At 55.7% G+C, this 23,740-nt stretch carries 21 protein-coding genes; 6 read left to right on the top strand and 15 right to left on the bottom strand.

Annotated elements, in window-relative coordinates; translation table 11 throughout:
• Positions 1 to 8: 8 nt before the first annotated feature.
• The 15 genes from ATHL_RS18485 to ATHL_RS18415 all read right to left on the bottom strand — a co-directional run bounded on the left by ATHL_RS18485 (position 9) and on the right by ATHL_RS18415 (position 19,784).
• Positions 9 to 1,520 (bottom strand): sugar transferase, encoded by a 1,512-nt coding sequence (locus ATHL_RS18485; protein WP_084001731.1) that lies wholly within the window; start codon positions 1,518 to 1,520, stop codon positions 9 to 11.
• Positions 1,507 to 2,733 (bottom strand): glycosyltransferase, encoded by a 1,227-nt coding sequence (locus ATHL_RS18480; RefSeq protein ID WP_062196578.1) that lies wholly within the window; start codon positions 2,731 to 2,733, stop codon positions 1,507 to 1,509. The genes ATHL_RS18485 and ATHL_RS18480 overlap by 14 nt, the downstream gene beginning before the upstream one ends.
• A gap of 29 nt (positions 2,734 to 2,762) precedes the next feature.
• Positions 2,763 to 4,316, bottom strand: coding sequence for a sialidase family protein (locus ATHL_RS18475; RefSeq protein WP_062196576.1), 1,554 nt, complete (start codon positions 4,314 to 4,316; stop codon positions 2,763 to 2,765).
• A gap of 7 nt (positions 4,317 to 4,323) precedes the next feature.
• Positions 4,324 to 5,832: a glycosyltransferase family 39 protein gene (locus ATHL_RS18470; RefSeq protein ID WP_062196574.1), complete on the bottom strand. Its 1,509-nt coding sequence runs from the start codon at positions 5,830 to 5,832 to the stop codon at positions 4,324 to 4,326.
• Positions 5,829 to 7,532: a hypothetical protein gene (locus ATHL_RS18465; RefSeq protein ID WP_162787812.1), complete on the bottom strand. Its 1,704-nt coding sequence runs from the start codon at positions 7,530 to 7,532 to the stop codon at positions 5,829 to 5,831. Before ATHL_RS18465 ends, ATHL_RS18470 begins: the two co-directional genes overlap by 4 nt.
• Before the next feature lie 12 nt (positions 7,533 to 7,544).
• Complete coding sequence (locus ATHL_RS18460) at positions 7,545 to 9,029, bottom strand: hypothetical protein (protein ID WP_062196570.1); 1,485 nt, start codon at positions 9,027 to 9,029, stop codon at positions 7,545 to 7,547.
• A 33-nt stretch (positions 9,030 to 9,062) separates the two neighbouring features.
• On the bottom strand, positions 9,063 to 10,073 hold the full coding sequence (locus tag ATHL_RS18455; protein ID WP_062196568.1) for a glycosyltransferase family 4 protein: 1,011 nt from the start codon (positions 10,071 to 10,073) through the stop codon (positions 9,063 to 9,065).
• Between the two features lie 32 nt (positions 10,074 to 10,105).
• Entirely contained in the window at positions 10,106 to 11,113 is a 1,008-nt protein-coding gene (locus ATHL_RS18450) for a glycosyltransferase family protein (RefSeq protein ID WP_062196567.1), read from the bottom strand.
• The gene (locus ATHL_RS18445; RefSeq protein WP_062196565.1) at positions 11,103 to 12,227 is read right to left on the bottom strand and encodes a DegT/DnrJ/EryC1/StrS family aminotransferase; all 1,125 of its coding nucleotides are present in this window, start codon (positions 12,225 to 12,227) and stop codon (positions 11,103 to 11,105) included. Before ATHL_RS18445 ends, ATHL_RS18450 begins: the two co-directional genes overlap by 11 nt.
• Complete coding sequence (locus tag ATHL_RS18440) at positions 12,208 to 12,666, bottom strand: sugar 3,4-ketoisomerase (protein WP_162787811.1); 459 nt, start codon at positions 12,664 to 12,666, stop codon at positions 12,208 to 12,210. Before ATHL_RS18440 ends, ATHL_RS18445 begins: the two co-directional genes overlap by 20 nt.
• A gap of 168 nt (positions 12,667 to 12,834) precedes the next feature.
• Positions 12,835 to 14,634, bottom strand: a complete 1,800-nt coding sequence (locus tag ATHL_RS18435; RefSeq protein WP_062196562.1) for an outer membrane protein assembly factor BamB family protein — start codon at positions 14,632 to 14,634, stop codon at positions 12,835 to 12,837.
• 40 nt (positions 14,635 to 14,674) lie between these two features.
• A complete protein-coding gene (locus ATHL_RS18430; RefSeq protein ID WP_236822422.1) occupies positions 14,675 to 15,601 on the bottom strand; it encodes an acyltransferase in 927 nt (308 codons plus the stop codon).
• 81 nt (positions 15,602 to 15,682) lie between these two features.
• Entirely contained in the window at positions 15,683 to 16,888 is a 1,206-nt protein-coding gene (locus tag ATHL_RS18425) for an acyltransferase family protein (RefSeq protein WP_062196559.1), read from the bottom strand.
• On the bottom strand, positions 16,885 to 18,381 hold the full coding sequence (locus ATHL_RS18420; RefSeq protein ID WP_062196557.1) for a polysaccharide deacetylase family protein: 1,497 nt from the start codon (positions 18,379 to 18,381) through the stop codon (positions 16,885 to 16,887). The genes ATHL_RS18425 and ATHL_RS18420 overlap by 4 nt, the downstream gene beginning before the upstream one ends.
• 14 nt (positions 18,382 to 18,395) lie before the next feature.
• Positions 18,396 to 19,784 carry a PKD domain-containing protein gene (locus tag ATHL_RS18415; RefSeq protein WP_162787816.1) on the bottom strand — a complete coding sequence of 463 codons (1,389 nt, stop codon included), beginning with the start codon at positions 19,782 to 19,784 and terminating at the stop codon, positions 18,396 to 18,398.
• A gap of 2 nt (positions 19,785 to 19,786) precedes the next feature.
• Between ATHL_RS18415 and ATHL_RS18410 the strand changes: the two genes are divergently transcribed.
• From ATHL_RS18410 to ATHL_RS18385, 6 genes are all read left to right on the top strand, one after another.
• A complete protein-coding gene (locus ATHL_RS18410; protein ID WP_114679545.1) occupies positions 19,787 to 21,046 on the top strand; it encodes a hypothetical protein in 1,260 nt (419 codons plus the stop codon).
• 321 nt (positions 21,047 to 21,367) lie between these two features.
• The gene (locus ATHL_RS18405) at positions 21,368 to 21,802 is read left to right on the top strand and encodes an immunity 26/phosphotriesterase HocA family protein (RefSeq protein WP_062196644.1); all 435 of its coding nucleotides are present in this window, start codon (positions 21,368 to 21,370) and stop codon (positions 21,800 to 21,802) included.
• 109 nt (positions 21,803 to 21,911) lie between these two features.
• Positions 21,912 to 22,145, top strand: coding sequence for an RHS repeat-associated core domain-containing protein (locus ATHL_RS19790; protein ID WP_084001742.1), 234 nt, complete (start codon positions 21,912 to 21,914; stop codon positions 22,143 to 22,145).
• Positions 22,112 to 22,699: a hypothetical protein gene (locus ATHL_RS18395; RefSeq protein ID WP_062196642.1), complete on the top strand. Its 588-nt coding sequence runs from the start codon at positions 22,112 to 22,114 to the stop codon at positions 22,697 to 22,699. The genes ATHL_RS19790 and ATHL_RS18395 overlap by 34 nt, the downstream gene beginning before the upstream one ends.
• Positions 22,696 to 22,998: a hypothetical protein gene (locus tag ATHL_RS18390; RefSeq protein ID WP_062196641.1), complete on the top strand. Its 303-nt coding sequence runs from the start codon at positions 22,696 to 22,698 to the stop codon at positions 22,996 to 22,998. The genes ATHL_RS18395 and ATHL_RS18390 overlap by 4 nt, the downstream gene beginning before the upstream one ends.
• A 74-nt stretch (positions 22,999 to 23,072) precedes the next feature.
• On the top strand, positions 23,073 to 23,729 hold the full coding sequence (locus ATHL_RS18385; RefSeq protein WP_062196639.1) for a GIY-YIG nuclease family protein: 657 nt from the start codon (positions 23,073 to 23,075) through the stop codon (positions 23,727 to 23,729).
• Positions 23,730 to 23,740: the final 11 nt, after the last annotated feature.

Below are 23,740 nucleotides of genomic sequence, written 5' to 3'. Positions count from 1 at the left end.
CACAAAACTCAGTAAGCCCCTCTCCCTTTGATGACCGCCGGGATGGTGCGTAAAAGCAATTGCAGATCAAGCCAGACCGTCCAGTTGCGGATGTAATACATATCCAGCCTGACGCGCTCATCGTAACTGACGTCTGACCGCCCGCTCACCTGCCACAGGCCGGTAATGCCCGGGCGCACAGTCAGCAGGTTGATGCCATACTTTCGATACTCGTTGATCTCCGCCGGAGAGATCATCCGCGGCCCAACGATGGACATTTCGTGCCGCAGTACGTTGAATAACTGAGGAAGCTCGTCCAAGCTGAACTTCCGCAGGAATTTACCCACCCGCGTGACCCGCGGATCATCCTTGAGCTTATGCGTGCGCGCCAGTTCTTCCTTGAGCTCAGGATATTGTTCCAGAATTTCGTCCCCGTTGACGTACATGGTGCGGAACTTGAAGGCATCGAAGGTTTTACCATTGACCCCCATCACCCGTCGGCGGTGGATCACCGGGCCGGGAGAATCGAGCTTAATCAACAGGGCAATGATCCCCATCACTGGAAGCAATGGGATCATCAGCAACAGCGCGATACTGTAATCCATGAGGTTCTTAAGCACCCTGTCGACCCCGGTTAGCCTTACCTTATTCACCTTTACCAGAGGTACACTGGCAATTTCGGTCACATCCAGCCCGGTTGTAATAATTTCATACAGACCGGAAGAAAGGCGCAGGTTCACTCCGCTTCCCACTCCGTATTTCTTGAACAGGTCGAGCAGGTCTTCCCTCGAAATGGCACTGGTGGCCACCACCAGCTCTTCGATGCCAAAGCGGCGTACCAGTTCATCCAGGGCGGGCGTCCCGCCAAGGTAAGGCAGAGGATGAGCCCCCATAGACCCTTCGGCAGGGGGATGGTTATCTACATACCCCAGCACATTCAGGCCAGAATACTTCCAATCCGAAAGCTGCTCGGCCAGCAACTGCCCCTCTTCGTTCGCCCCGATGATCAGCGCCGGAGCAATGAAGAACCCTTTTTCACGAAAGATGCGGATAAGCCGCCGCACCAGGAAACGCCCACCGCTGGTGAAGAGGAACGCCAGAAGCCATGAGGCCACCAGCCAGCCGCGCGCCACCACGAAATCTGGCCCTAAAAACCCCACCACAATCACCAGCAGCATTCCCGTCAACGTGGCAGAAAAGATGCGTGCGTACTCGCGCGTGCCCGAGAGCAGATATTGCCGGTTATAAAGCCCGAAAAAGGCGTAGAGAAGCAGCCAGCCCGGGATCAAAACATAGACAAGGTGGATGTAAAACTCATAATTCGGAACGACCTCCAGCCGAAAGAGCGGGAAGCCCAGATTGAACCGGACAAAATAAGCCACTCTGAACGCCAGGCCGACCGACAGAAAATCCAGCAGAATCAGAGCCAGCACAAAAAGCTTCCACTGGTGGGCATGCACCAGCGATTGCTTGGCCTGTGAGATGCGACTCTGCACCGTTTCATACTCAAAAGGGAAAGCCCTTGTATTAGACAATCTCATCGTAGACCTCCTCCAGCCGCTCAATCACCTTCGGCCAGGGATGATTCTCTTCAACATAGCAACGGCCGGTCCGGGCAATCTGTTCGCGATAGGCCGGATCCTCGAGAAGACGGATCACCAACGCAGCGAACTCCTGCGGCGTATCGGCGATGAGCACCTCTCTACCGGCTTCCACCGCCAGGGCTGAAACCGCCCTGGATGTGGTGACCACCGGCAATCCGCAGGCCATGGCCTCCAGCACTTTATTTTGAATTCCTGCCCCATATTGAATGGGCGCAACAGCCACCGTAGCCCGATGTAAATACGGGCGAATATCAGCCACCGTACCCGTTACTTCCACTGCAGGATGGCGTGCCAGTGCCCGCACTTCGGCAGTGGGGTCTTTTCCGACGATCACCAGGCGCACTTCAGGGTGACGCTGCCAGATCAGCGGCAGGACTTCTTCAACAAAGGTTACCGCCATGGTGACATTAGCGTGGTAACTCATCTTGCCGCTGATCACCAGCGTGGCAGGGTCTCTGGGAACATCGCCGTTCTGCGGCGTGTAATACTCCAGATCCACCCCGTTGGGAATTACCCGCACATGAGACGATAGCGCCCCTCCGCGCATAAGCCCCACCAGTGCCTCGCGGTCATGCGAAGAGGTGACCAGCACCCGGTCAAACTGGCCCGTCAGCCAGCCCTCATATCGGGGGGTGCGCCCGAGTTCAAAATGAGTGAGCCAGCGGCTCAGCAGGCGCCGACTCTGGCCCGCCGCCTGCCTGAAGAGCAGGGTGATGCAATCCACGCTATCCCAGACCACCGGCAGGCGCCGGGAGGATGCCGAAGAGGCCGCTTTGATGTTCATCAGATCAAGCCCGTAACGCGCACCGCGCAGGTGCTCAACATGCACCAGATCGAACCCCCCATCTTTTTGAATTAGCTCTCGCGCCAGCTGGCTCAACGCAGGTTGCCAGCAATACATCGCCTGAAGAGGCGTGCTGGTCGGCAGTGCCAGAAGGCTGTTGGCCATGGATCGCCACCGGGGCAGCGGCAGGGCATAAACCTCGCGGCAAAACGAGCGCAGGGCTTTCACATCGTCCCTCTCCGCCAGTGAGGTGTACAGCGTCAGCAGGGTGATCTCATGACCGCGCGCCGCCAGATAACGGATGAGGTTATAGGGGCGAACCCTGATCAGGCTGGGGACGTAAGGAACGATGAATAAAATCTTCATGGTCAACTCATCTTCACTTTCACCGGGCCTTACCGCTTACGCAGGAAGGCAATCAACACCACCCCGGCCAGGAAAAGAACCGAAGGAATCACTGCTTTAACCACCACCGCCAGATAATCCTGCTCTGCATAAAGCACATTTCCCCCCGGTGCATTCTCGGTAGCACGCAGGGTTGGGTTCAACGGGAAATTAACCTCCGAAGGCGTGACCTCTGGCGAGGGCGGCGGAGGAGAAACCTCCAGTGTAGGCGTGGGAGAAACCGGAGTAAAGGTCGGAATTATCTGAGCGGGTTCACTGGCCGCAGCAGACACTCCCCGCGCATACCACACCCGATAACGCCCCTTATCCGATTCCCAGATATGGGCTTCATCCCGTACAAACCACACCACATTAATCTGATTGCCCTGACTGATCGCCACCCGCGGCCATTCGGGCACATCCTTCTCATATTCCGCAATCGTGGTTGGCGAAGACCAGGTTTGACCATCCCAGACCACATCAAGGACATCTACCGTCTTTGAATCGATGGCCTTTCGGCCTACAAAGATGAGGTGAAGGTTACCCGCGCTATCGCTGGCCATCGAATAGGTATCGAGATTGGATTTATAAACCGCCGCCGCCCCCCATACGCCGGAAATCTGTGCCGGGGCCGACCAGGTTCTTCCGGCATCCTCTGAGACGGAATACATCAGCCAGTCATACGGCAACGCCCAGAACACCACCACCAGACGCTTCTCGCGATCAATGCCCAGGGTGATATTTTTTAAATTGGGATTTTCGATGACCGAAAAGGCTGTAGCTTTTGTCCAGGTCACCCCACCATCGTAGGAAGCGGCGTACTTAACCGTGGTTGGGTCAGGAAGCTGCCCCAGGCCACCTCCCTGCCCGCCTTCCCATACCACATGGAGCTGGTCTTTGGAGTCAATGATCAAGGTGGGCTTGGCCACCCCATCCTGTTCCAGCGAGATATCCACCGCCGGAGACCAGGTTTCTCCGGCATCTGCCGACTGGCGATAATACAGATGATAACAACCCATGCAGGCCACACTGGAAGCATTCTCGGTATACACCAGGTGAATAACCCCCTTGCTGTCTATGGCCATACGAGAAAAATAAGCCACCTGCTGCCCGCTAAGCACCTGACGATCTGTCCATGCTGCTGCTGAACCGGCATTCCAGATGGGTGCGCGCGAATAATACAGGGTTTTCGTGTCCACAAAAGTAAGGTGCAGATACCCACGCGGGTCTACCAGCATGGCCGGGCGGGTGGCGGCACTGCCGCTCTCCTGTGCCACAGCCGCTACATCATTGGGCGGACTCCACACCTCGCCATTGACCGAGCTGGTATAGACCACCGCATCGAAACCGGGCACCCCGGAGGCCCAGGCCACATGAACCCTGCCGGAGCGGTCTGCGGTAATATCCGGAAACCAGGAAAACGAGCCGGCTGGCGAGAGGGGAATGGCCGTTCCCCAGCTGACAGTTTGCCCCATCGAACGGCCAGATACACTTCCCAGCAGCAACACCCCAAGCAAAAAGGCCAGACAGACCAGCCCAACCCGGAAGATTCTGAAATGCTTCATCGAATGCTTACCTTCCTGTAACACCAAAGCCATCGACCCCAATCCATAACTTCTCCCCGTTGTACAAAGGCAGAACCGCCAGTTGATCCCCACCGCTCAGTTCAACCCACGCTACCCGTTCAGGGGTGCGGTTGAAGGGTTCAAGTTCTGCATCGAAGAGAATAACCTTCTCCCCTGCGTCCGAGATTCCCACGAGCTGTCTCGTTTGATTTTCAGACAGGCCTTCATCGACTTCCCATTTCGCCCCCACATCGAAATGAAAGACCCGATACTCCGGCAGGTAAAACTCCACATGGTGCCAGTTCGTGGCCAGAATGGATGAACTTTCGGGCGGGAAACTCTGCCGGATAGCCCGAAAACGTTCCAGAAAATAGCGGTCGTTGTTCTGCAAAGTTTGCCGGGTGAGTAATCGCTGGGTGCCTGCCCCGAGCGGATATTCAGGCAATAGAGCAAAGATCGAACCGCTGATCGCCACCAGTAAAACGACTCCTGCCCAAAAAAAGGGGGGCTGGCGGCACAACCATCTGTCCAGTGCCGCCGCGCTGAGCAGCAAAAGCGCTGGAAGAAAAACAAACACCAGCCCCTGTTGCCCCATGTGAACCACCAGATAAAACAAACCGGCGGGCAAAACCCAGAGGGCCAGAAAAACAGACCTTTCACCCGGGCGGGGCAACCTCCTGGCTCGCAAGGTACGAACCAGCACGGCCAGCACCGGTATACATAATATATTCCATCCGTAGCCAGAATAGAGTATCAATTTGATTGCATTTCTCCGCACTCCTCCCCAGCCTGCTCCCATAAAAATAGAGGTCGTCTTCTGAAAGCGATCTGTAAACGCTCCTACAATCCGCAGATATTCCTGCAGCCCACCACTGAGTTGAATGAGTGGAACAAACCAGGCCAGGCACAGCACCGCCCCCAGCGCAGCCGCCACCGCCAGCCGCTTCAGACCGAGTTTCCGCACGGCAAAAAGCGCCAGCGGCCCCAGAAAAACCAGCGTCTGCTGCCGCACCCCTCCGGCGATCGCCATCCCGATCACCACCGGAAAAATCAACCCGCGCTCTCCCCGCATCACTCGCAACAACCCCAGGCTGATCCAGATGACGAACATGGCATCCAGGGTGTGTGGCAGGGCAATCTCTCCATAAAACCAGAAGAGCGGAGAAGCCGCCAGAAACAGGGCAGCCGCCCATCCCGTCCGCGAGTTATACAGCTCCTTACCCAGAAAGTACATTCCCAGCACCGCAAACACACTCGCCAGAATACTGAGGCTGACCATGGTGGTTTGGGCATCGTGAAATACCCCATCTACCAAGCGGCACAGCCACACATAGACAATGTAACCGGGCGGCTGGGGCTGTTCTCTGGCCAGGTTAAATTCCTTCATCGCGTATGCAAAATTCACCGAATCCCAGTGATAAAGCACCTCACTGCGGAAGGGCAGCCGGGTGGCAAGCACCAGCAGTACCAGCCCGGCCAGGCCCAGGCCCTGGCGAAGCCGCATCGAGGGGTTCATGGCTGCACCTCAAAGATCGTAACCAGCGGGTTCTCATAAACAATAATTAATTCTTCTCCCCCTGGCGGCACCTGCCCCACCTCCCGTTCCGCCGGGCCCCAGAAGATGTAATCCACGCTGGCCGATTCGAAGACACTCCTTTGCTCCGCGGGAGATAACTTTCCTGCGAAAAACTGCTCGACCTGCCGTGAACGGGTATAAAAATCAACCGTTTGCGCCCAGTGCGCCAGGAAAGCGTGTGCCCCGGTCAGCGCCGGCACATACTGACCGATGGTGAGAGAGCTCAAGACCACATCCTCCGCTCTTGTGTTCTGTTCAAGCCAATGCAGTGCGGCCAGCTCCTCGTTGTAAAGGTAATACGGATAGGTGTGGCGATTTAAGTCGATAAAGCGCCAGGCCCACAGATACAGGTTGGTCGGCAACACCAGAGCGATCAACCCGGCAGCCGCCCAGCGGCTGATCCTGCCCGGATCGATTTTTACACCCCGGCGGCGTTGTGCCAGCACTTTCTCAAGCCAGGGAACAACATACCGGAACAACCCGGTCGTCGCCAGGATAGAAAAAGGCACCTGCCAGCCGTTGAGCAGATGAATCTGGTAATCTACTGGCAGATAAACCAGAAGAAAACTCACCCAAAACCAGCCGCGCAGGAAAAGGTCAGGGTCGCTAAGCCCTCTCAACTTCAAGGGGTTTTCCCGCAAGACCGTATACAACGCCAGCAAGAAGCCTGCCCCTAACAGAATGGGCAGATGAAGCAGGTTGGGGGTATACACCCCGGCATTGGCAAACTGCCGGAGCACTTCTTTCCAGATCGGATCGAGTGAGGTCAGCGCCACCGAATACAACGCCGGCCAGACCGAAAGCAGCCCGATGATCAGCCCGCTGGTGATTAAATACTTCGGCAACCGCCGGTCGCGCAGGGTGAGGAGCACGGCATAGGCAAAAAGCACCCCGTAAATCGAGACCAGATCGTAGGCGTGTTGCCAGCCCAGGAACTGGGCAAAAAGCCCCGCACCTACGGCATAGCGCAGCTGACCGCGCGCCTGACCACGTAAAACCAGCTCAAAAACGAAGATATACCAGAGCGCGGCAATAAAGTGAGGGTACCCCAGCATGCCCAGAAAAGTATTGGATTCGGCCACATAGACATCGAGCGGGTAAAGCAGATCACCGCCGTTCAGGTATTTAATCACCACCCACACCCACCCCAGGCCTGAGGTGAACGTGATCAGCAGAAAGGCCGTGCGGCGGTGCAAATCCTCCTTCAGAAAGAAGCGGCACAGGCGGTAAGCCAGGATGAGGAAGACAACGGTCGATACAACCCGCAGCACCTGAAACATGGCCGCATACCCCAACCCGAAGAGCTTCCCCAGCCTGCCCATGACCCACCAGAGCAGGTTGAAGAACAACGGACGATTCACTTCGGGGGTCATTTTGTTGGCCGCAAGGTTGGCGTGGGTCAGTTCACGCATCCACGAGAAATACTGGGCGTGGTCGGGCACATCCAGCATGATTCCCATATAAGTCTTTCCGGGCGGGGTGCTCAGGAAAGCAAACAGATAGGGAATACTCGTTACCACCAGAACCAGAACAATCACCATACTCACAAAGCCGACTTCGGTACGCGCCCAGGCCAATGCCCTGCGCGCCATCCAGGGCTTCCTTTCAGAAGGGACGGCGATATTCTTTTCGATGTTCATCCTTGTTCTCGTTTATTCTGAAGATTCAGGAGCAACCTTTCGAGATTGCCACCACCAGATTCCCCCCAGCACCACCAGAAGGCCCATCCACGGTAACAGACTGGCCGCCCCCTGCCATCCAAGCACCGTGCCCACATTACGGGCAATGTTCCCTGCCTGCCAGTTGGGCCAGGCATATTCCAGCAAAGGATTGTGAAGCGTATCCGATGGAAAAGCCTGCCCCGCCAGAGTTAACCCCCAGGTTGCCGCCAGCGATCCCAGCCCCAGCACCATGACCACACCCCGAAACCATCTATGCCGCCAGCCAGCCGCCAGCCCAAACCCCAGCCCCAGCCCCAGGAAAGGAACTGCAGGCAAAATGTACCGCGGTCCGACGGCAAAACCTCCCCACCACATGATCGAAGAGGCATTGAACAGAAACATCAGCCCCACACTCGCCAGGCTCACCCACCATTCAGCCCGATACTGCCTGCTCCGCCACCAGGAGACAAAGCCTGGCAGACTGAGCAGAAGGAGTGGCGAGAAAAAGAACAGCCCGCGAAACGGACTGAAGGTGATTCCCCAGAGAGCCTCAGGGTGAGGCATCGTCAGACTCATAAAACCAGTCTGGTGCTGGGTTTCCCATAACTCAGAGTAACCATAACCGAGCCTGAAAGGCCCCCCAAAAACTGCCTGGTTATAGGCCATCAACCCCCCGCCGATCAGCAGGGCCGGCAAAGCCGCCCAGATCAGCCGCGGCCATACCCGCCTCTGAACAAGCCGCCAGCCAAGATACACTGCCAGAACGCCCGCAATGAGGATGACCGGGTACTCGGTGATCACCGCATAACCGAGCAGAAAGCCAGTCCCGAGCAGATTCCGTAATCGTTCGGGGTGCTCACCCCGAATGAGAAAGAAGGCACCCAGGAGCAAAGCGGCGCTTAAAACATGCCCGTAGAAGGCATTGCCGTAGGCAAACATCGGAGAAAGCAGCCCTACCCCAAGTACAGCCCCCAGACTGAACCCCCGTTTAATCTTCATCGAGAGCAGAACCCGGTAGAGTAAGACTCCCAGAGTTACTGCCGCCAGCGTTGAAATGCACAGGGTAAGTACCACCTGAGCAAGAGCAAAACGCACTTTTGCGGCGTAAACGCCCGAGCCACCCTCACGCAAGGTTGCCTGAAACGCCTCACTCGCGGCCAGTCTTTCGACCAGGCGATTAACGATCGGCGTATCGAGCACAGACTTCAGGGCTGCATATACCGGAATGCCCAGAAAGGCCGTGCCGGGGGGCTTGTCACTGTAATAATGTTCGCCTACCCGTGCATAATCCACAGTGTTGGCCACATAAGGATCAATGGCAAAGGTGCCATCTTCCACAACCGCCACCACCATGTCAAGACGGGAATTCTGGTTGGGGTCAGCCCAGCGCGGAAAAAAGTAGGCATAGCTGACGAACAAAATCAGAGCCAGGAAAAGCGAATCCAGGCGAAGGTAAACAGAGGGCCGTTGGTACATTAAAAAGTTCCTTCCAGGATTTATCGCGGCCTGCTAAAGATTTTCCAGAAGGCTGTGAATCCGCGCCGAGAAGGCTTCCATCGTATAAAAACGCTCATACTGCCTGCGGGCATTACGCCCCAGCCGGGCTCTTTCTTCGGGGTTGTTCAGCAAAAAGGCGATGGCCTCATGAAGCTCAGAGACATTCCCCGGGCTGACCAGCAAACCGGTCTGGCCATCTTCAATGTAATCCTCTGAACCCGGAAGACGGGTAACAATGATCGCCTTCCCGGCGGCCATTGCATTCAGAATAGCGATAAGTCCGGCAGCAAAAGGGACGTCTTTCAGCGGAATAACCGTAAAAAGCGACCCCTTGATAAGGTTCCAGTACTCATCCAGAGGCACCATTCCCAGCCGATGGACATTTTGCCGTGCAGGTAGCCCCACAGTATCTTTTAACGAAGCATTGATTATAAGCGAACATTCTATCCCATCCATGGCCTGAACCAGCGTGGGATAATCGCGGTATGAACGGCCGCCCGAATAAATATACTCATTAGGGAAACGCTCCGAAGAGCTTTTGACCTGCTGAATATCATAGGCACCCAGAGGGCAAAATACCACTCGCTCCGGGTTCATTTTCAACGTACCAGGCAGATATTCTGCCTCCCGGTGTGTGAAGACAACCATCCGGTCAACAAAGCGCATGGCAAAGCGGATTAATCCCGGGACAACCGTGGCCAGGCCACGATGGCTGTACCCTACAACAACCATTTTGGGCACCTGCCGGTGAAAAAGGCCGCGTAAACAGGCCAGCGCCAGCCCATTTTTTCCTTCCCAGGCCAGAATTCTGTCACAGGGGTGATTCCGCATCCATGCCCATGCCCGCACTCCCAGCCAGACAAAAGCCGGATAGTAACCAAGCACCTTCCCCGGGCCCGGGAGCCAGTTCAGCGCGGGCTGCGCCACGATAAAGTCAACCCGATCGTTGCATTCGGGCAGGTCGTTCCATAACCAGTGGTCCCCCAACCCCGGTTTGAAATCCACCAGGCAAAGTATGTTCATTGGTTGTCTCGCGATTCGAATGAGGAAAAAAATCAAAATAATTCAGACAGGGTAAAAATTTTCTCAACGCTTCGGCTCATGGTCATGCTTGTGGTCACCAGCTGATAGGCATTTTCAGCAATCGCCCGGCGCTCTTCTTCGTGCTCACAGTAATAACAGATGGTTTCCACAAGCTGATCCACCTCTGCACAAACGTAGTTCTGACCGGCTACATACTCAGGATTATGTGGCAAAAAAGGTTCCGAGATCACCAGCGAGCGATTCCCTGCCGCCAGATGGAACTTCCAGATGAAATTGTAATCATCCCAGTAAGGTTTTAAATTGAGAGTTACTTTTGAGCGATTGAGATACTCGATTCTCTGCCTGCCGAACACATACGGGTGTTCCACCCCATCCACCACCACCATCTTCTTCCCGTACCGCTCCAGCCGGGTGCGAATGGTCTGTACCAGCTCGTTTCGTCTCCTGTTCCGGGGTTTTCCCATCCAGAACACATCAATATCCCGTTCTACTTTCAAATCATCATAATCACTTCGGCAGGTGCCCCAGGGCACATACGCCGCAGGCAACCCCAGGCGCTTTTCTTTTTCGACATAAATCGTTGAGCAATCAAACAGGTGTTTCAACAGCCCTTTCTGATAGGCGTGTAAATAATCACCAATATAGCGGAAGCGATGGAAACGGCGATCGAACAGTCTGAGCACCCCTGATCGGTACCGCTTGGCCGCTTTCCCGATCATAGATCGCACCATTCCTCCCCACTTCATCACCCAGAGCGGAAAGCGCAAGTCGGGGATACCCTCTGTATTCCAGTGAATGAAGAGGGGCCGTTTTCGGGGTGGAAGCGCCTCAAGCGATTCGAGAAGCTGATGAAAGTCATGGAAAAATCCCAGGGAGAAGATCATCCTCGCCTGTTCCGGAACAGGATCTCCCGGGTGAAAGAAAACACAGCGGCACCCGTGCTCCTCAATGTGTTCTTTCATCCACCCCCGGGAACCCCCTTCCCAGTCTATGACCGCAACAACATGATCAGTGTGCATGATCCCCCTTTGGCCGCACAAAACAAAGAAGCGCGTCAATTACCTGTTCCTGCTCAGGCTTGCTCAAATGAGGGCCTATGGGAAGGCTCAACACGGTATCTGCCAGCGCTTCACTGATCGGGAAACTGCCCCGCGTGAACGGTGCATCCTGATAGGCCCCTGAGCGATGCGGTGGAATGGGATAATGGATAAGAGTATCCACCTGATGTTCCCGGAGATGCGCCTGCAGAGCATCACGCCTGGGATGACGAATGACAAACAGATGCCAGCAGGGAACCGCCCATACAGGGACGTATGGGAGCTCCAGATCCGGGATCTCTTTCAACCGTTCAAGGTACTCGCTGACCCGAGAAGCCCTGCGGGCATTCCACGCATCCAGGTATTTCAACTTTACCCGCAAAAAAGCCGCCTGAAGCGGATCGAGCCGCGAATTGAACCCCTTAACCTCATTGAAGTATTTCACCCGTGAGCCATAATTGCGCAGGGTGCGCACGCGATCCGCCAGCTCATCCTCGTTGGTGGTAACCGCTCCACCGTCTCCAAACGCACCCAGGTTCTTCCCCGGGTAGAAACTCCATCCGGCAGCATCTCCAAGAGCGCCCGTTTTGCGCCCCTTATACAGCGCGCCATGCGCCTGAGCCGCGTCTTCAATCACCTTTAAGTGATACCGGGAGGCAATCTCCCGGATAGGGTCCATATCCGCGGGCATCCCGTATAAATGCACCGGCAGAATGGCGCGCGTCCTGGGCGAAATGGCCGCTTCGATTTTGCCAGGATCCAGATTGCGGTTAAGCGGGTCTGGTTCTACAGGCACCGGGGTTGCCCCGGCATAAGAGACCGCCAGCCAGGTGGCAATGTACGTGTTGGCCGGGACAATCACCTCATCGCCAGCCCCAATGCCATACCCCCGTAAGATCAAATGGAGCGCTTCCAGCCCGTTGCCCACCCCTATACAATGCTTCACCCCTAAATAAGCCGCAAACTCTGCCTCAAACGCTGCAAGTTCCTCACTCAAAATGTACCAGCCCGAATCCATCACCCGACGGTAAGCGGCATCCAGTTCATCCTTGAGCTCCACATAGGTTGCTTTCAAATCAAGGAAAGGTACTCTCATATTCAGTGACCAGCCGGAGAAATTCCCTGTAATCGCGAATGTATTCCGCAGGATCGTATCTTTCAGAGGCAAGCACCATCAACACTGCATCATCGGTAAACCGATGCATCGTATCCCAGATCAGCGGGGGAAGGTATAATCCCCGATTCGGACGGTCCAGCACCACATCGGCACGGTTTCGGCCATCATCTACCGTGATCACGCAGGCTCCCTTCACACACACCAGAAATTGTTCCAGCCTGCGATGAGAATGTTCCCCACGAACGTTTTGCCCGGGCACATCATAAATCCAGAAACAACGCGCCGGGACGAACGGAAGGTCTTTTTCGAATTCCACTACCGAAAGATTCCCCCGCGGGTCTTCAATCCGTGGCAGTTCTACCAAACGCACCCCCCGAACCCCAACCTCCACAGATGAAAGGAACTTTTCCTCGAGCATCCTTTCTCCTTTGGTCGTATACAGCTCAAATCCGGCCATGGTTATCCCCCAGCTCGATTTTCAATTAACTATTCTTTAATGATGGTCACTTTGTAACATTAAATGAGTAATGTTGTCAATAAAAGCAGAACAAACCTCGCTTTTTTTAAGATTTCCGGGATGAAAAAATCAGGGTCCGGCCGGGGTGAGCGCTATTACCGCCCCATCCACACTTTTCCAGTAGATATTTCCCCCGCTGATCACCACACTCCGCACCGGGGTCGTCCAGTATTGATCGTAAATTCTCTTCTCCGAAACATAAATATAAAAACCCGGGTCAACTGCAAACCCCTCTCCCGGCGAACTCATTCCCCCCGGGCAAAAATGAGCCGAGCGCCCGGCACACACCCCCGGCGCCAGAGTGTTCAACACCGGGGTTAACTCGCGGGTGATGATGGGGTTAGCGTAACTTTCTCCCAACCCCGCAGACCGGTCGATCACCTTCAAGGCTCCCAGCAACTGCCAGTGGGCGTAGAAGATCATATCTCCCGCCATGGCCAGCGGGCTTTGTTCATCGGTCGGCAGACGCATGTTCCCCTGATCTTTATGATCCTGCACGAACCGGATGACTCCCGTGGTTAAATCCATCTCGCCCAGGGTAGTATCGGAGCGACTGTCGCAGTAAGAAGGCGGGCAAGACTGTCGATTCCGCCAGAGCAGGATGGCCACTTCTGTTCCATCCGCCAGCGGCCTGAGCACCACCTGCGGCGGGGTCGATTCCAGATCACCCCCGTTGCCGATGGCTCCGAGCATCACCGGTGCCACAAACCGCGGCGTGCCATCTGCCAGGTTGAGCACAAAAAGGGACTGGTATTCCGGGTTCTGCGTGAGGAATTCACGGATTCCCTCTACGGTTGAAGGCGCCCCGCCATCAGGCTGCCAGATTTTCTCCCAGTTCAGATAAGAACGCACGATCACCACGTCATTTCGATCCGACACCACGGGAAACGTATCGGCAAAGACCGTCTTACGGATCGGGTCTACATCGGCGTTGACGGTTACCCGCCACAGCCGTTTTCCAGTGTCCGCACTGAGGGCATGCACCGTGCGGTCCTCCGCCAGGACGAGCACCATCCCCCCGTGATTCTCAGAGAAAGCTGGCGAAGCGATCAGTGCTGCCCCGGCATCGTAAGCCCAGCGCTGTGCCAGCGTGGATGAGTCGAGAGCATACATCACCCCGCTCTGCGAACCCACAAACACGCTGTCACCTGCCAGCAAGGGGGCCATATCTATCGCCCCATGCAAATCAACCATCCGCTTGAGTTCCCCCGTACGGGCATCCAGCAGGGTGAACTTCCCGTTCTGTGCCCCAAAATACACACACCCCGTGCTGGCGCTGTAAGCCCCGGCGTTGACGATCGCCCCTCCCAGGCTCTCCGAAGTCCACACGGTTTGCCCCGTTTCTTCAGAAATGGCCCTCACCCGTCCGTCGGTGTGCCCCACATAAAGCCTGCCATCACCGCTCACCGGCTGTACCCCCTGTGGGAGGCTGAGATGATCTGGCGCCGGTTCGCCATCTCCGCTGTCGGCGGGCCCATTCCAGATCCAGCGCACCTTCCAGGGCCAGGTCACTTCGGCAGGATAAAATGAAGTACGCCGGGGATCATGTCCAAGCTGGGGCCATCCCTGCAAGGCATCCTCTTCCGCCCTTTCGGGAGGCGAGCAGGACGGAGTGCCGCTCAACGCTTCCGGGGTGAGCGCAGGCCGGGCATCGGCAGTCACCTCGGGGGTAAGAGAAGGCCCGGCAGAGACGCCAGACGTCGCCGTGAGCGTGGGCTCTAAAGAGGCCGTGGGAGATTCCATCCCGCCGACAGTTTCCGCAGTTGCGCCTGGCTGTGGAGGCGCCTGAGAAGGGATGCCCCCCGTGCAGGCGGCCATCCACAGCACCCCGACCGCCAGAATCACCCCCCTGGAAAACCAGCGAGTCATCCTCAAAAGCAAGGCTCCTTCCTCATCGGCTGCATTGCGCTCACTCCTCTTCGGTAAAACGCATGCCGTAATACCGCAGCATAAAGAGGCGCAATGCCGTATGCACCCGGTCGGACAGGTATTTCGTCCGCATGGTTGAAAGGTCGAAACTCATTCCCTCATCCGGGGGAACCCAGCCAGGTCGGTTGACCAGATAAATGCGCTTCTCTCCGCCTTCCGCCAGAGCCAGCGGTGCAGGCTCCCCGGCGGCAGAGATCAGCACAACCCGGTAAGGAATACCCCGCCAGCGAAAGCGAAGTTCGTCTTTCCCCTGTTCGATAGCCTGGAGGGGAAGGCCCATTTCTCGGTGAAGGCCCACCTCAACAAAATCACTCAGCACCCGCCGTAACGCCTGGTCAACGTATCCTGGCGTGGGCTTTCGCAGGGTGCGCTCCAGCGGATAGGTTACCCGTGCCGGGTTCCCTTCAACCACCGACCCCTCTGGAATGGACGTGGAAACCACAGAACGAGAGTTGACGAATGAATGATCGCCGATTTCCACTCCCGGGTGGATAAAAACTCCCGCCGCGCACCACACCCGCCGCCCAAGGTGTACCCCTGCCCGCCTCACCCAGTACCCTTCGGTGTAGGGGAAGAAAGAGGCATGGGTGAAGATCATACTGCGTGGCCCCAGTGCTGATTCATCGCCAATTTCCACATCTTCATCCACATTGATCAAAGACTGCGGGCCAATGTAGCATCCTCTGCCAGCGCGCAGTGACGCTGAGCCATACACCAGGCTGAAACTGCTCACCTCTGTATACGGCCCAAGACGCACATCTCCGAGCACGTGAATCAGCGTCAGCGGGCGGATTGCGGCATGGTCACCCAGCTCAATGTGTTTCCCGCTGACCGCAGAAAACCAGCCAATCTCCACCCTGCGCCCAATTTTTGCCCCATAAAGCCAGCGCAACAGCCACTTTTTCATGAAAGGCGGAGCCATGAAAACCAGGCCTAATCGCAGCATGTTCCACATTGTCTAAAACCTGCCCGGGGGATCTCCCCCTGTTTAGAGATATCGAAGAATACGGTAGCGCTTCCGCAGGGAGCGATAGGCCGAAGCAATCGGGAGCATGAGCGCCAGCCCCAGCCCCCAGAAGAGAAACACCTGCACTATCCCCGGCAGCGGAAGAGCCGCCGCCAGGGCCGCTTTGCTGAGAAGGCTGTACACGACGATGTGCACAACAAAGAAAAACAGCGAAACCTGCCCGAACAGCACCAGCCACTTCAGTGGCGGCTTCTCCAGCCAGGCCGGGCGGGCTGAAAAGAACGCAAAGATCATCGCCGCCAGCCCCAGGTTGAACGCGAGATAGGTCAGGCTGGGCGGGGTTTTACTCATGATCAGAAAGAAATACCAGGGTTGAGCGCTCGAATAGGGGGTCAGGTCGCCAAAATGGCCCATCAACCGCAAAATCAGCCAGAGCCCCCACAACCCGGCCCCTCCCCACAGCAAAGTGCGTCCCTTCGCCGCCCCCGGGTTAAGGATACTTTTGGCCAGAGCATACCCCAGGCCCATCAGGCTGCCCCAGCCCAGCAGTGAAAACTCCACCGCCGGCCAGGTTCTGGTGCTGTAAGAGAAAACCAGCGCCAGCCAGAAATGATCCGTCTGGCTGTATTGAGCGGCGAGAAAAGGCAGGGCCAACTGGTAACCCACAAGCATCAACAGTGAAACTCCCCCCACCACACCCACCGGCAAAAGGCGAAGGAGACTTAAACCGATCAGGCTGAGGCCGATGCTGAGCAAGACATGCGTGTATGGGCCCTTCCCATTCCAGAAAACCTGGCAGATTGTTAAATCCAGGATCAGGATCAACACCGCACGGATCAGCAAAAAACGGCTGATCTGCCAGTCTGTTTCACCTTTTTTCTTGCGGCTGGTTTCCAGCAGCATCACACTCACCCCGCTCAAAAGCCAGAAGACAGGCGCGGCAATGTTGGTAAACAACCCGGCCACCCAGTGAGGCCAGCTTTCCAGAATGGCTGGCTGACCGCCGTACGTCTCGGCCTGCAGTCCCACGCGCAGGAACGAGGCAATATGGTCGAGGGCCATGGCGATCATCGCCACGCCGCGCAGCGCGTCAATGGGCAAAACCCGCTGTGCCGAGGCTGTGAGGGTTGCCGCCTGCCGGAAGCGTTCCAGAGTCAGGGTATTCACACCGGGTTCCATGGTGGCTTCAAGATTTTGTTTTTCCACCTGAAGCGGAGAAGAATTCATCCTGTCAGGCCTTCCTTCAGCCCCTGGCTGATCTGTAAAATCTGCCGATAACGCCCCGCCCAGTGCCGGGCAATCTCCAGCGGAGTGGCAAACCAGTAATCCCCCCGTTCCCGAAGGTAATACAACAAATCCTGGTACGTCTGCCGCCAGCCGGGGAATAAGTGGTCGTCATAGACATAGTCGTGCACGTCTACGGTCAGGCAGCCACCCTGCCGGGCCACTTGCTCGGCGAGCAATTTCAAAGTGTCAAGGCGGGTGGGCCGCACCTGATTATACGCGTGAAACTGGAAGAGCTGATCATCCATCCAGGCTGGCGGCAGTTGTAAAGTGGCCAGTTCACGCCGCAGACGCGGGTGGAACGGGAAAAAGGGATGCAAAAGTCCGCGCCGCCAGCCCAGGAAGTGATCAAAGATCAGAGAGGAATCGTACACCAGCCCGATTTGCTCGTGCATCCAGAGGGTTTCTTCGGGCATCTGGGGATCAAGATGCCAGTAATGGTGCCGGTTGCCATAAACCGGCCCTCCGCTTACCTCTTCGAGATACTGCTTTTCCTGTCTGAAGTGCTCCAGGCTCTGATAGGCCCGGTAACTGGCGTGCAGGCCGATCTCCACCCCCGCCTGCCGCAAAAAGCGAAAGAGCTGGCGGAACTTGCCCGCCGAGATGTCATAAAAAGGGTCAGGCAGGCCCGCCGCATACTGGAGCAGTGAGCCTTTGTGCGGCACAAAGTAGAATGCCGAACGCAGGCCCAGGTTTTTCTCCATAGACACCCAGTCCTCAAAATGCCAGTGATGATGCTGACCCGAAAAAACTTCAAAGGCTGGCTTCATCCCTTGAGCACCCCAGCGGGCCAGTTTACGGGCCGGCTCCAGCAGGCGGTTGACCTCGGGGTAATCCACATCGTGCCCGGCCACCACGGCGGCCTTCCGGCCTTCAGGCCAGCGGGGAACCGGCGGCCGAAAACCAAGACCGATCAGGGTTTCCTCCAGCCACACAGCGATCTGGCTGGCCAGAGCCATCAGCAACACGCCTTCCCGAAAGAACGCCGCCTCCTCCAGGTGATGAAACCCGTGGCGATCTCTGGGGAAAAAACGTTCTTCCTGCCCGGTGGCCAGCCAGAAGATATCAAACACCACGTCCCGTCGGCAGATCAACCGGCCGTCAACGAACTCTTTCCACGGCCCCTGTGGGTCTTCTCCTGCATACCGCGGAAAGGCCACACCGTTTTCCCGGCTCACCCCTCTCAGGTGGAGCACCTCTGGCCTGAGCCAGGCAGAAGGGTTCGCCAGAATGACCAGCCTGGCTGAAGGAACATCTTCGGCCCGGCAAACCCAGGCAATGTCGCAGGGTGCGCCGGGGGGCACCTCCTCCCAGGCCCAGCCGCAGGTACTCAACAGCCACCGCCAGGCCCAGTGAACCTCAGGGGCATGAGACCGCCCAAGCTGAGAGTCTATGAAAATCCGTAAAACAGGGGGTGCATCAGAGAAGTTATTCAATCGCTATGCCCCTTTCATGGGTTCCTGACCACCAGCGGAAGGAAAAGCAGGTAAGACTTCACCTCAACCTCGGTTGTACCGGTGTCTGAGGCGCCGTCATCGTCGCTCACACGCACCCCCACCGTGTACGTGCCCTTCTGGCTGAAGGTGCAAACCCCGGTGTTCCCGCTCTGAGGCCCCACCTCGTAAACCCCATTGTTGTCACAATCAAATTCGTAGCTCAGCGTATCACCTGCATAGCTCGAAACCGTGACCACAATTTGAACCGGCTGATAGGTTAAGACCGGGCCATTGTTGGAGATTTCCGTGATCTCCGGCGCAATATTGTTCACCGTCACGCTGTTCGAATAACTCGTTTCTCCTCCGTCTTTGTCGATGATCTTTCCGCGAACAGTGAGGTTGCCAGCATCCCCCATGGTACAGGAGACACTGCTTGCCGAACCGGGCGTGCCGAACGTCCCCGTCCCGCAGTCGAAGGCATACGTGAACCCCGCCGTCATGTCGGCACTCGAAGGGTCAGACGGCGAGGTGAGCGATAGCGTCACTGAACCCCCTTCATCCACCGTCGTGGCCGAAACGCCAAAGCTCGCCGTCGGCGCCACGTTCACCACCGTCACCGTGGCCGAGTAGGTGTTCACCCCCCCATCCTTGTCCCGAATCCTCCCACGCACCGTGAACGTGCCGTTGTCCGTCGTCCCACAGCTCGTGCTGTTCGAGCCGCTGTACGACCCGAACGTCCCCGTCCCGCAGTCGAAGGCATACGTGAACCCCGCCGTCATGTCGGCACTCGAAGGGTCATACGGCGAGGTAAGCGAAAGCGTCACCGAACCCCCTTCATCCACCGTCGTGGCCGAAACGCCAAAGCTCGCCGTCGGCGCCACGTTCACCACCGTCACCGTGGCCGAGTAGGTGTTCACCCCCCCATCCTTGTCTCGAATCCTCCCACGCACCGTGAACGTGCCGTTGTCCGTCGTCCCACAGCTCGTGCTGTTCGAGCCGCTGTACGACCCGAACGTCCCCGTCCCACAGTCGAAGGCATACGTGAACCCCGCCGTCATGTCGGCACTCGAAGGGTCAGACGGCGAGGTAAGCGAAAGCGTTACCGAGCCCCCTTCATCCACCGTCGTGGCCGAAACGCCAAAGCTCGCCGTCGGCGCCACGTTCACCACCGTCACCGTGGCCGAGTAGGTGTTCACCCCCCCATCCTTGTCTCGAATCCTCCCACGCACCGTGAACGTGCCGTTGTCCGTCGTCCCACAGCTCGTGCTGTTCGAGCCGCTGTACGACCCGAACGTCCCCGTCCCACAGTCGAAGGCATACGTGAACCCCGCCGTCATGTCGGCACTCGAAGGGTCAGACGGCGAGGTAAGCGAAAGCGTTACCGAGCCCCCAGTCGAAGGCATACGTGAACCCCGCCGTCATGTCGGCACTCGAAGGGTCAGACGGCGAGGTAAGCGAAAGCGTTACCGAGCCCCCTTCATCCACCGTCGTGGCCGAAACGCCAAAGCTCGCCGTCGGCGCCACGTTCACCACCGTCACCGTGGCCTATCCGAAGTGTTGCGCGCGGAAAGGATGTCCGGGAGTGAGGTTTATCCCCCGGCAGGAAGTGAGCAAAAAGATCGTGGATACGGAGCATCGACAAGTGACTGCCTGGCGGTATGAGTGCATGAGTTGTGGGCATGTTTTCAGGGTATACCCCAGGGGAGTGGATCACAAGCAAATCTCAAAGCGGGTGAATGGCATGGCGGTGATGATGTACCTGTTAGGGTTGAGCTACGGGGCGGTGGAAATCGTGCTAGGTAGTCTTGGGATAGGGATAGGCAAAACGAGTGTCTATCGGGCAGTTCAGGAAGCAGCCAGGCGGGTACCGGGCATGAGACAAGGGAAGCAGTTGGAAGGGTACAGGGCCAAAGCAGTTGGGGCAGATGTGACCAGCGTGCGATGCCATGGGCGGTGGGTAACGGTAGGCATCGCCGTCGACGCAATCAATGGGATGGTATTGAGTATCGATGAATTACCCGGGGAGGACGCAGAACAGTTGAAGGCATGGCTTGAGCCCATTCTGAATGCGGTGGATGCGGAGGTGGTGGTGAGCGATGACGCGGATGCCTTCAAGAAGGTGAGTGATGAGACGGGACGTTCCCAACAGGTATGCAAGAGCCACGTTGGAAGAAACACAGAAGACCTGGTAGAAGAACTCTCAGCCATCATCCGGGAAGGCCAGGATCATTCGCTGGAAGCCATTCAAGTGTCCCCTGAACGAGCGTTGGAGGACCTGGCTTGTCTCAAAGCCATGATCCATTCCCGGCGTCCAGAGGATCAAGCATGCCTGGAAGGAATCTATTTGCGCTATGCCCAGGCTCGCAAGCCGGGCAAGGGCAAGAAACATGACGTGGCCTTTCGTATCCGCAACCTGTTTATGGATCGCTGGAACCTCTGGCCGCGCCTGACTTTCTACCGGAATTGGAAAGATGAGGATGGAAATGAGATCATAGACGGCACCAACAACCATTGCGAGCGCGCCATCGGCTGGTGGATCAAAGAGCGCTATCGCTCGATGCGCGGCTACAAACAAGAGCAATCTGCTCTTGGCATAAGCCGCCTGATCGCCTTAGCTGGAAACCATCTGGCCCGTGGTTTGCACCTGGCTGACTTGATGGCGTAACCCTGGTAATTCGCCAGGGGGTAGCCCTCATTCCTGTTCCTTCACCATTGTTTTACCAATACTGGAACGATCACATATTTTCAAATCCTCTGGGAGTCATTCTGACTTTCATTATATTTCCAAATGAGTCTCTTATTCCCGAACATTCTCTCTGCAATATTTCCCGGCAGATGCTATCCATGACCTCAATCTGAAACATTCACCCCACCTCTAAATCGTGTCCGTCTGATAAGTTTGCGCAACCCACGCCTTGAAGAATATCTGAATGCAGCTCGACAATATGGAGAAGATTGATTACGCAGGTAATATCAGGGAAGTATCATGAAGACAAATAAGATGCAAACAGAACACATTAAATACTCCGAAGGACAATGGTTTGCCATACCTCTGAATAATGGCGGTTACGCTTTAGGTATTATCGTTCGAGGAAGTTATAAAACAAAAGGTGGTTTGGGCTACTTTTTTGGCCCACGCTATGAAGATATTCCTGATGGGAATGAAACCTGGCATAAAAAACCTTCAGATGCAATACTGATGGCCTGGTTTGGTGATTTAGGGATCATTACAGGAAGATGGCCCTTGATTTCCACAACACGTTCTTTCAATCGTCATGAATGGAGTGTGCCTGGGTTTCGAAGCATAGATCCGGTTTATCCTGCTAAAGGTTGGTTGATAGAATACAACACACAAAGTAATAAAATGGAAATGATCAGGCGAACTTATCGTGATGCAGTTGAATTACCTGGATTGCCTTAAGATGGAGTTTATGGATATCAGACCATTGAAAATATATTAACCGAGCTCATAAATCAAACAGAGTCCAAAACGAAGTAATTCTTTGCTAATCATTGCACCTTAAAAACCTATCTTTACCGGCGAGTGGCACGACCCCACTGACCTGATTTATCTCAGAGCGCGCTACTATGCACCGCAGTGGGGGCGCTTCCTCACCCGTGATCCCTTCCCCGGCATCCTATCCCAGCCCGCCACCCTCAACCCTTACCCCTACGCCCTCAACAACCCCCTCCGCTTCACCGACCCCAGCGGGGAGTTTGTGGATGCCGTGTGGGATGGCATCACCCTGGGAATCGATATATAACCATTCTCAACAAGACCAGGCGCGGCTGTACCGTTGGCTGGCAAGATTGGGCTGCCCTGGGGCTGGATGCCCTCAGCCTGGCAGTGCCTTTCCTGCCCGCCGGGGGCATGGTCGTCCACTTTGCCGCCCACGCCGATGATGCCGGCGATGTGGCAAGACTGACAAGAGACATTAATTCCTTATATGACGGTGTTCGTTCTGCTTCCGCTTACCTTCAAAAAATGGGAGTTCCACATTCGCTAAGAAAGCAAATTATCGAGTCGTTTGAGATCCCCACCATTAGAGTTAGGGTATCTACTTTTGCTGAATATGGAATCAGGTACTATGACAACATCAATGCTTTTGAAAAAGGCCGCTTTCTCTTCGAGACATTTCCTGCCTCTCAACAAAGTTTGGCTATTAAGCGCGAATGGAATCAAATGACTCGCTTCAGACAATGGCAAATCCGCCCTGGCACAACAATCATTGAAGGTCGAGCCGCTCCTCAAGGACAGTTCTTACCAGGGGGTCAAATTCAAAAATTCGTGTTGAGCTTGGAGGATTTGATGCCATGAAAAAAGAGCAGGTGGTTACAACCATTCAACAAGCAGTTGATGCCCTTGATGATCATGTTGCATCCGTTTCAGTTCCTGAATCTGGGCCTATGTCAAGAAAGCAATTGGAATTCTTTCGCGAACAGTTATTGGATATGCTCAAATGCATTCAGGAAAATCGTCAGAGCCTGAGCACAAGGAGGATGATGGGAAAGATAATTATAGACTCTTGGCCATTAAATTCTATTCTTGGAGAGATGATCATCAAAGCAGAACAAAACTTTTGGGATTATAACCAGTTATCCAAGAGGAAATCTTAATGCCGAAAATCTTCCCCAACATAGCCGACATAGATTTGCTCCTAAGGTATCCAGATTAGTAATTTTTCCCATTTTTGCTGCACCTTAACAACACGAGCTTTCCTTGCCCCCTCCGCTTTACCGACCCCAGCGGGGAAAACCCCTTCCTGCTGTTAGACGGTTTCGGCGGTTTGCTGGGTGGGGTGGCCTATGGGTATGGCGTTCAGGTCATCCGCAACCTCAACCAGGGGTTGTGCTTCTGGGATGCTCTCTCGTTCAACATTGACGCCGGGCAGGTGGCGCTCTATGCTGTGGTAGGCACGCTGCTCGGAGCCGGCTTGGGGGCAGGAGCCGCTGGCGTTTACCCCCTGCTTGTCCATCTGGGTACAGCAACCACCCTCACCACCACCCTCTCCGCAGATGGAGACCCAACCAATGAAGTGCGAACTGGCGTTAATGTGGTATATAGATTAGTGGAAAATGGTACTACCCGTTATGTCGGAATAACCAATGATTTTATGCGTCGAGCTACTCAACATCTAAGTGAGAGAGGGTGGATTATTCGCCCAATCCAGGGACTTGAGTATCTAAGTCGATTTGATGCCAGGGCTGTAGAACAGGTGCTCATAGAACATTATGGACTTCAAAACTTGTATAACAAAATCAACAGCATTTCCTCTACAAACCCTATTTACAATGCCGCAATACAAAGAGGTAAAGATATTTTGAATACCGTTGGTTTTTTCAAATAATCCTTAGGAGT

The sequence above is a fragment of the Anaerolinea thermolimosa genome, from assembly GCF_001050195.2.
Lineage (GTDB): Bacteria > Chloroflexota > Anaerolineae > Anaerolineales > Anaerolineaceae > Anaerolinea > Anaerolinea thermolimosa.
Note: the sequence above shows the minus strand (reverse complement) of the source record. Positions and strands in the feature narration are given on the sequence as shown.

What these genes read in the sequence shown, in the direction of transcription:
- ATHL_RS18485 (WP_084001731.1), bottom strand. Translation starts at nt 1,520, where the DNA reads ATGAGATTGTCTAATACAAGGGCTTTCCCTTTTGAGTATGAAACGGTG.
- ATHL_RS18480 (WP_062196578.1), bottom strand. Translation starts at nt 2,733, where the DNA reads ATGAAGATTTTATTCATCGTTCCTTACGTCCCCAGCCTGATCAGGGTT.
- ATHL_RS18475 (WP_062196576.1), bottom strand. Translation starts at nt 4,316, where the DNA reads ATGAAGCATTTCAGAATCTTCCGGGTTGGGCTGGTCTGTCTGGCCTTT.
- ATHL_RS18470 (WP_062196574.1), bottom strand. Translation starts at nt 5,832, where the DNA reads ATGAACCCCTCGATGCGGCTTCGCCAGGGCCTGGGCCTGGCCGGGCTG.
- ATHL_RS18465 (WP_162787812.1), bottom strand. Translation starts at nt 7,532, where the DNA reads ATGAACATCGAAAAGAATATCGCCGTCCCTTCTGAAAGGAAGCCCTGG.
- ATHL_RS18460 (WP_062196570.1), bottom strand. Translation starts at nt 9,029, where the DNA reads ATGTACCAACGGCCCTCTGTTTACCTTCGCCTGGATTCGCTTTTCCTG.
- ATHL_RS18455 (WP_062196568.1), bottom strand. Translation starts at nt 10,073, where the DNA reads ATGAACATACTTTGCCTGGTGGATTTCAAACCGGGGTTGGGGGACCAC.
- ATHL_RS18450 (WP_062196567.1), bottom strand. Translation starts at nt 11,113, where the DNA reads ATGCACACTGATCATGTTGTTGCGGTCATAGACTGGGAAGGGGGTTCC.
- ATHL_RS18445 (WP_062196565.1), bottom strand. Translation starts at nt 12,227, where the DNA reads ATGAGAGTACCTTTCCTTGATTTGAAAGCAACCTATGTGGAGCTCAAG.
- ATHL_RS18440 (WP_162787811.1), bottom strand. Translation starts at nt 12,666, where the DNA reads ATGCTCGAGGAAAAGTTCCTTTCATCTGTGGAGGTTGGGGTTCGGGGG.
- ATHL_RS18435 (WP_062196562.1), bottom strand. Translation starts at nt 14,634, where the DNA reads ATGACTCGCTGGTTTTCCAGGGGGGTGATTCTGGCGGTCGGGGTGCTG.
- ATHL_RS18430 (WP_236822422.1), bottom strand. Translation starts at nt 15,601, where the DNA reads ATGAAAAAGTGGCTGTTGCGCTGGCTTTATGGGGCAAAAATTGGGCGC.
- ATHL_RS18425 (WP_062196559.1), bottom strand. Translation starts at nt 16,888, where the DNA reads ATGAATTCTTCTCCGCTTCAGGTGGAAAAACAAAATCTTGAAGCCACC.
- ATHL_RS18415 (WP_162787816.1), bottom strand. Translation starts at nt 19,784, where the DNA reads ATGCCTTCGACTGGGGGCTCGGTAACGCTTTCGCTTACCTCGCCGTCT.
- ATHL_RS18405 (WP_062196644.1), top strand. Translation starts at nt 21,368, where the DNA reads ATGAAGACAAATAAGATGCAAACAGAACACATTAAATACTCCGAAGGA.
- ATHL_RS18390 (WP_062196641.1), top strand. Translation starts at nt 22,696, where the DNA reads ATGAAAAAAGAGCAGGTGGTTACAACCATTCAACAAGCAGTTGATGCC.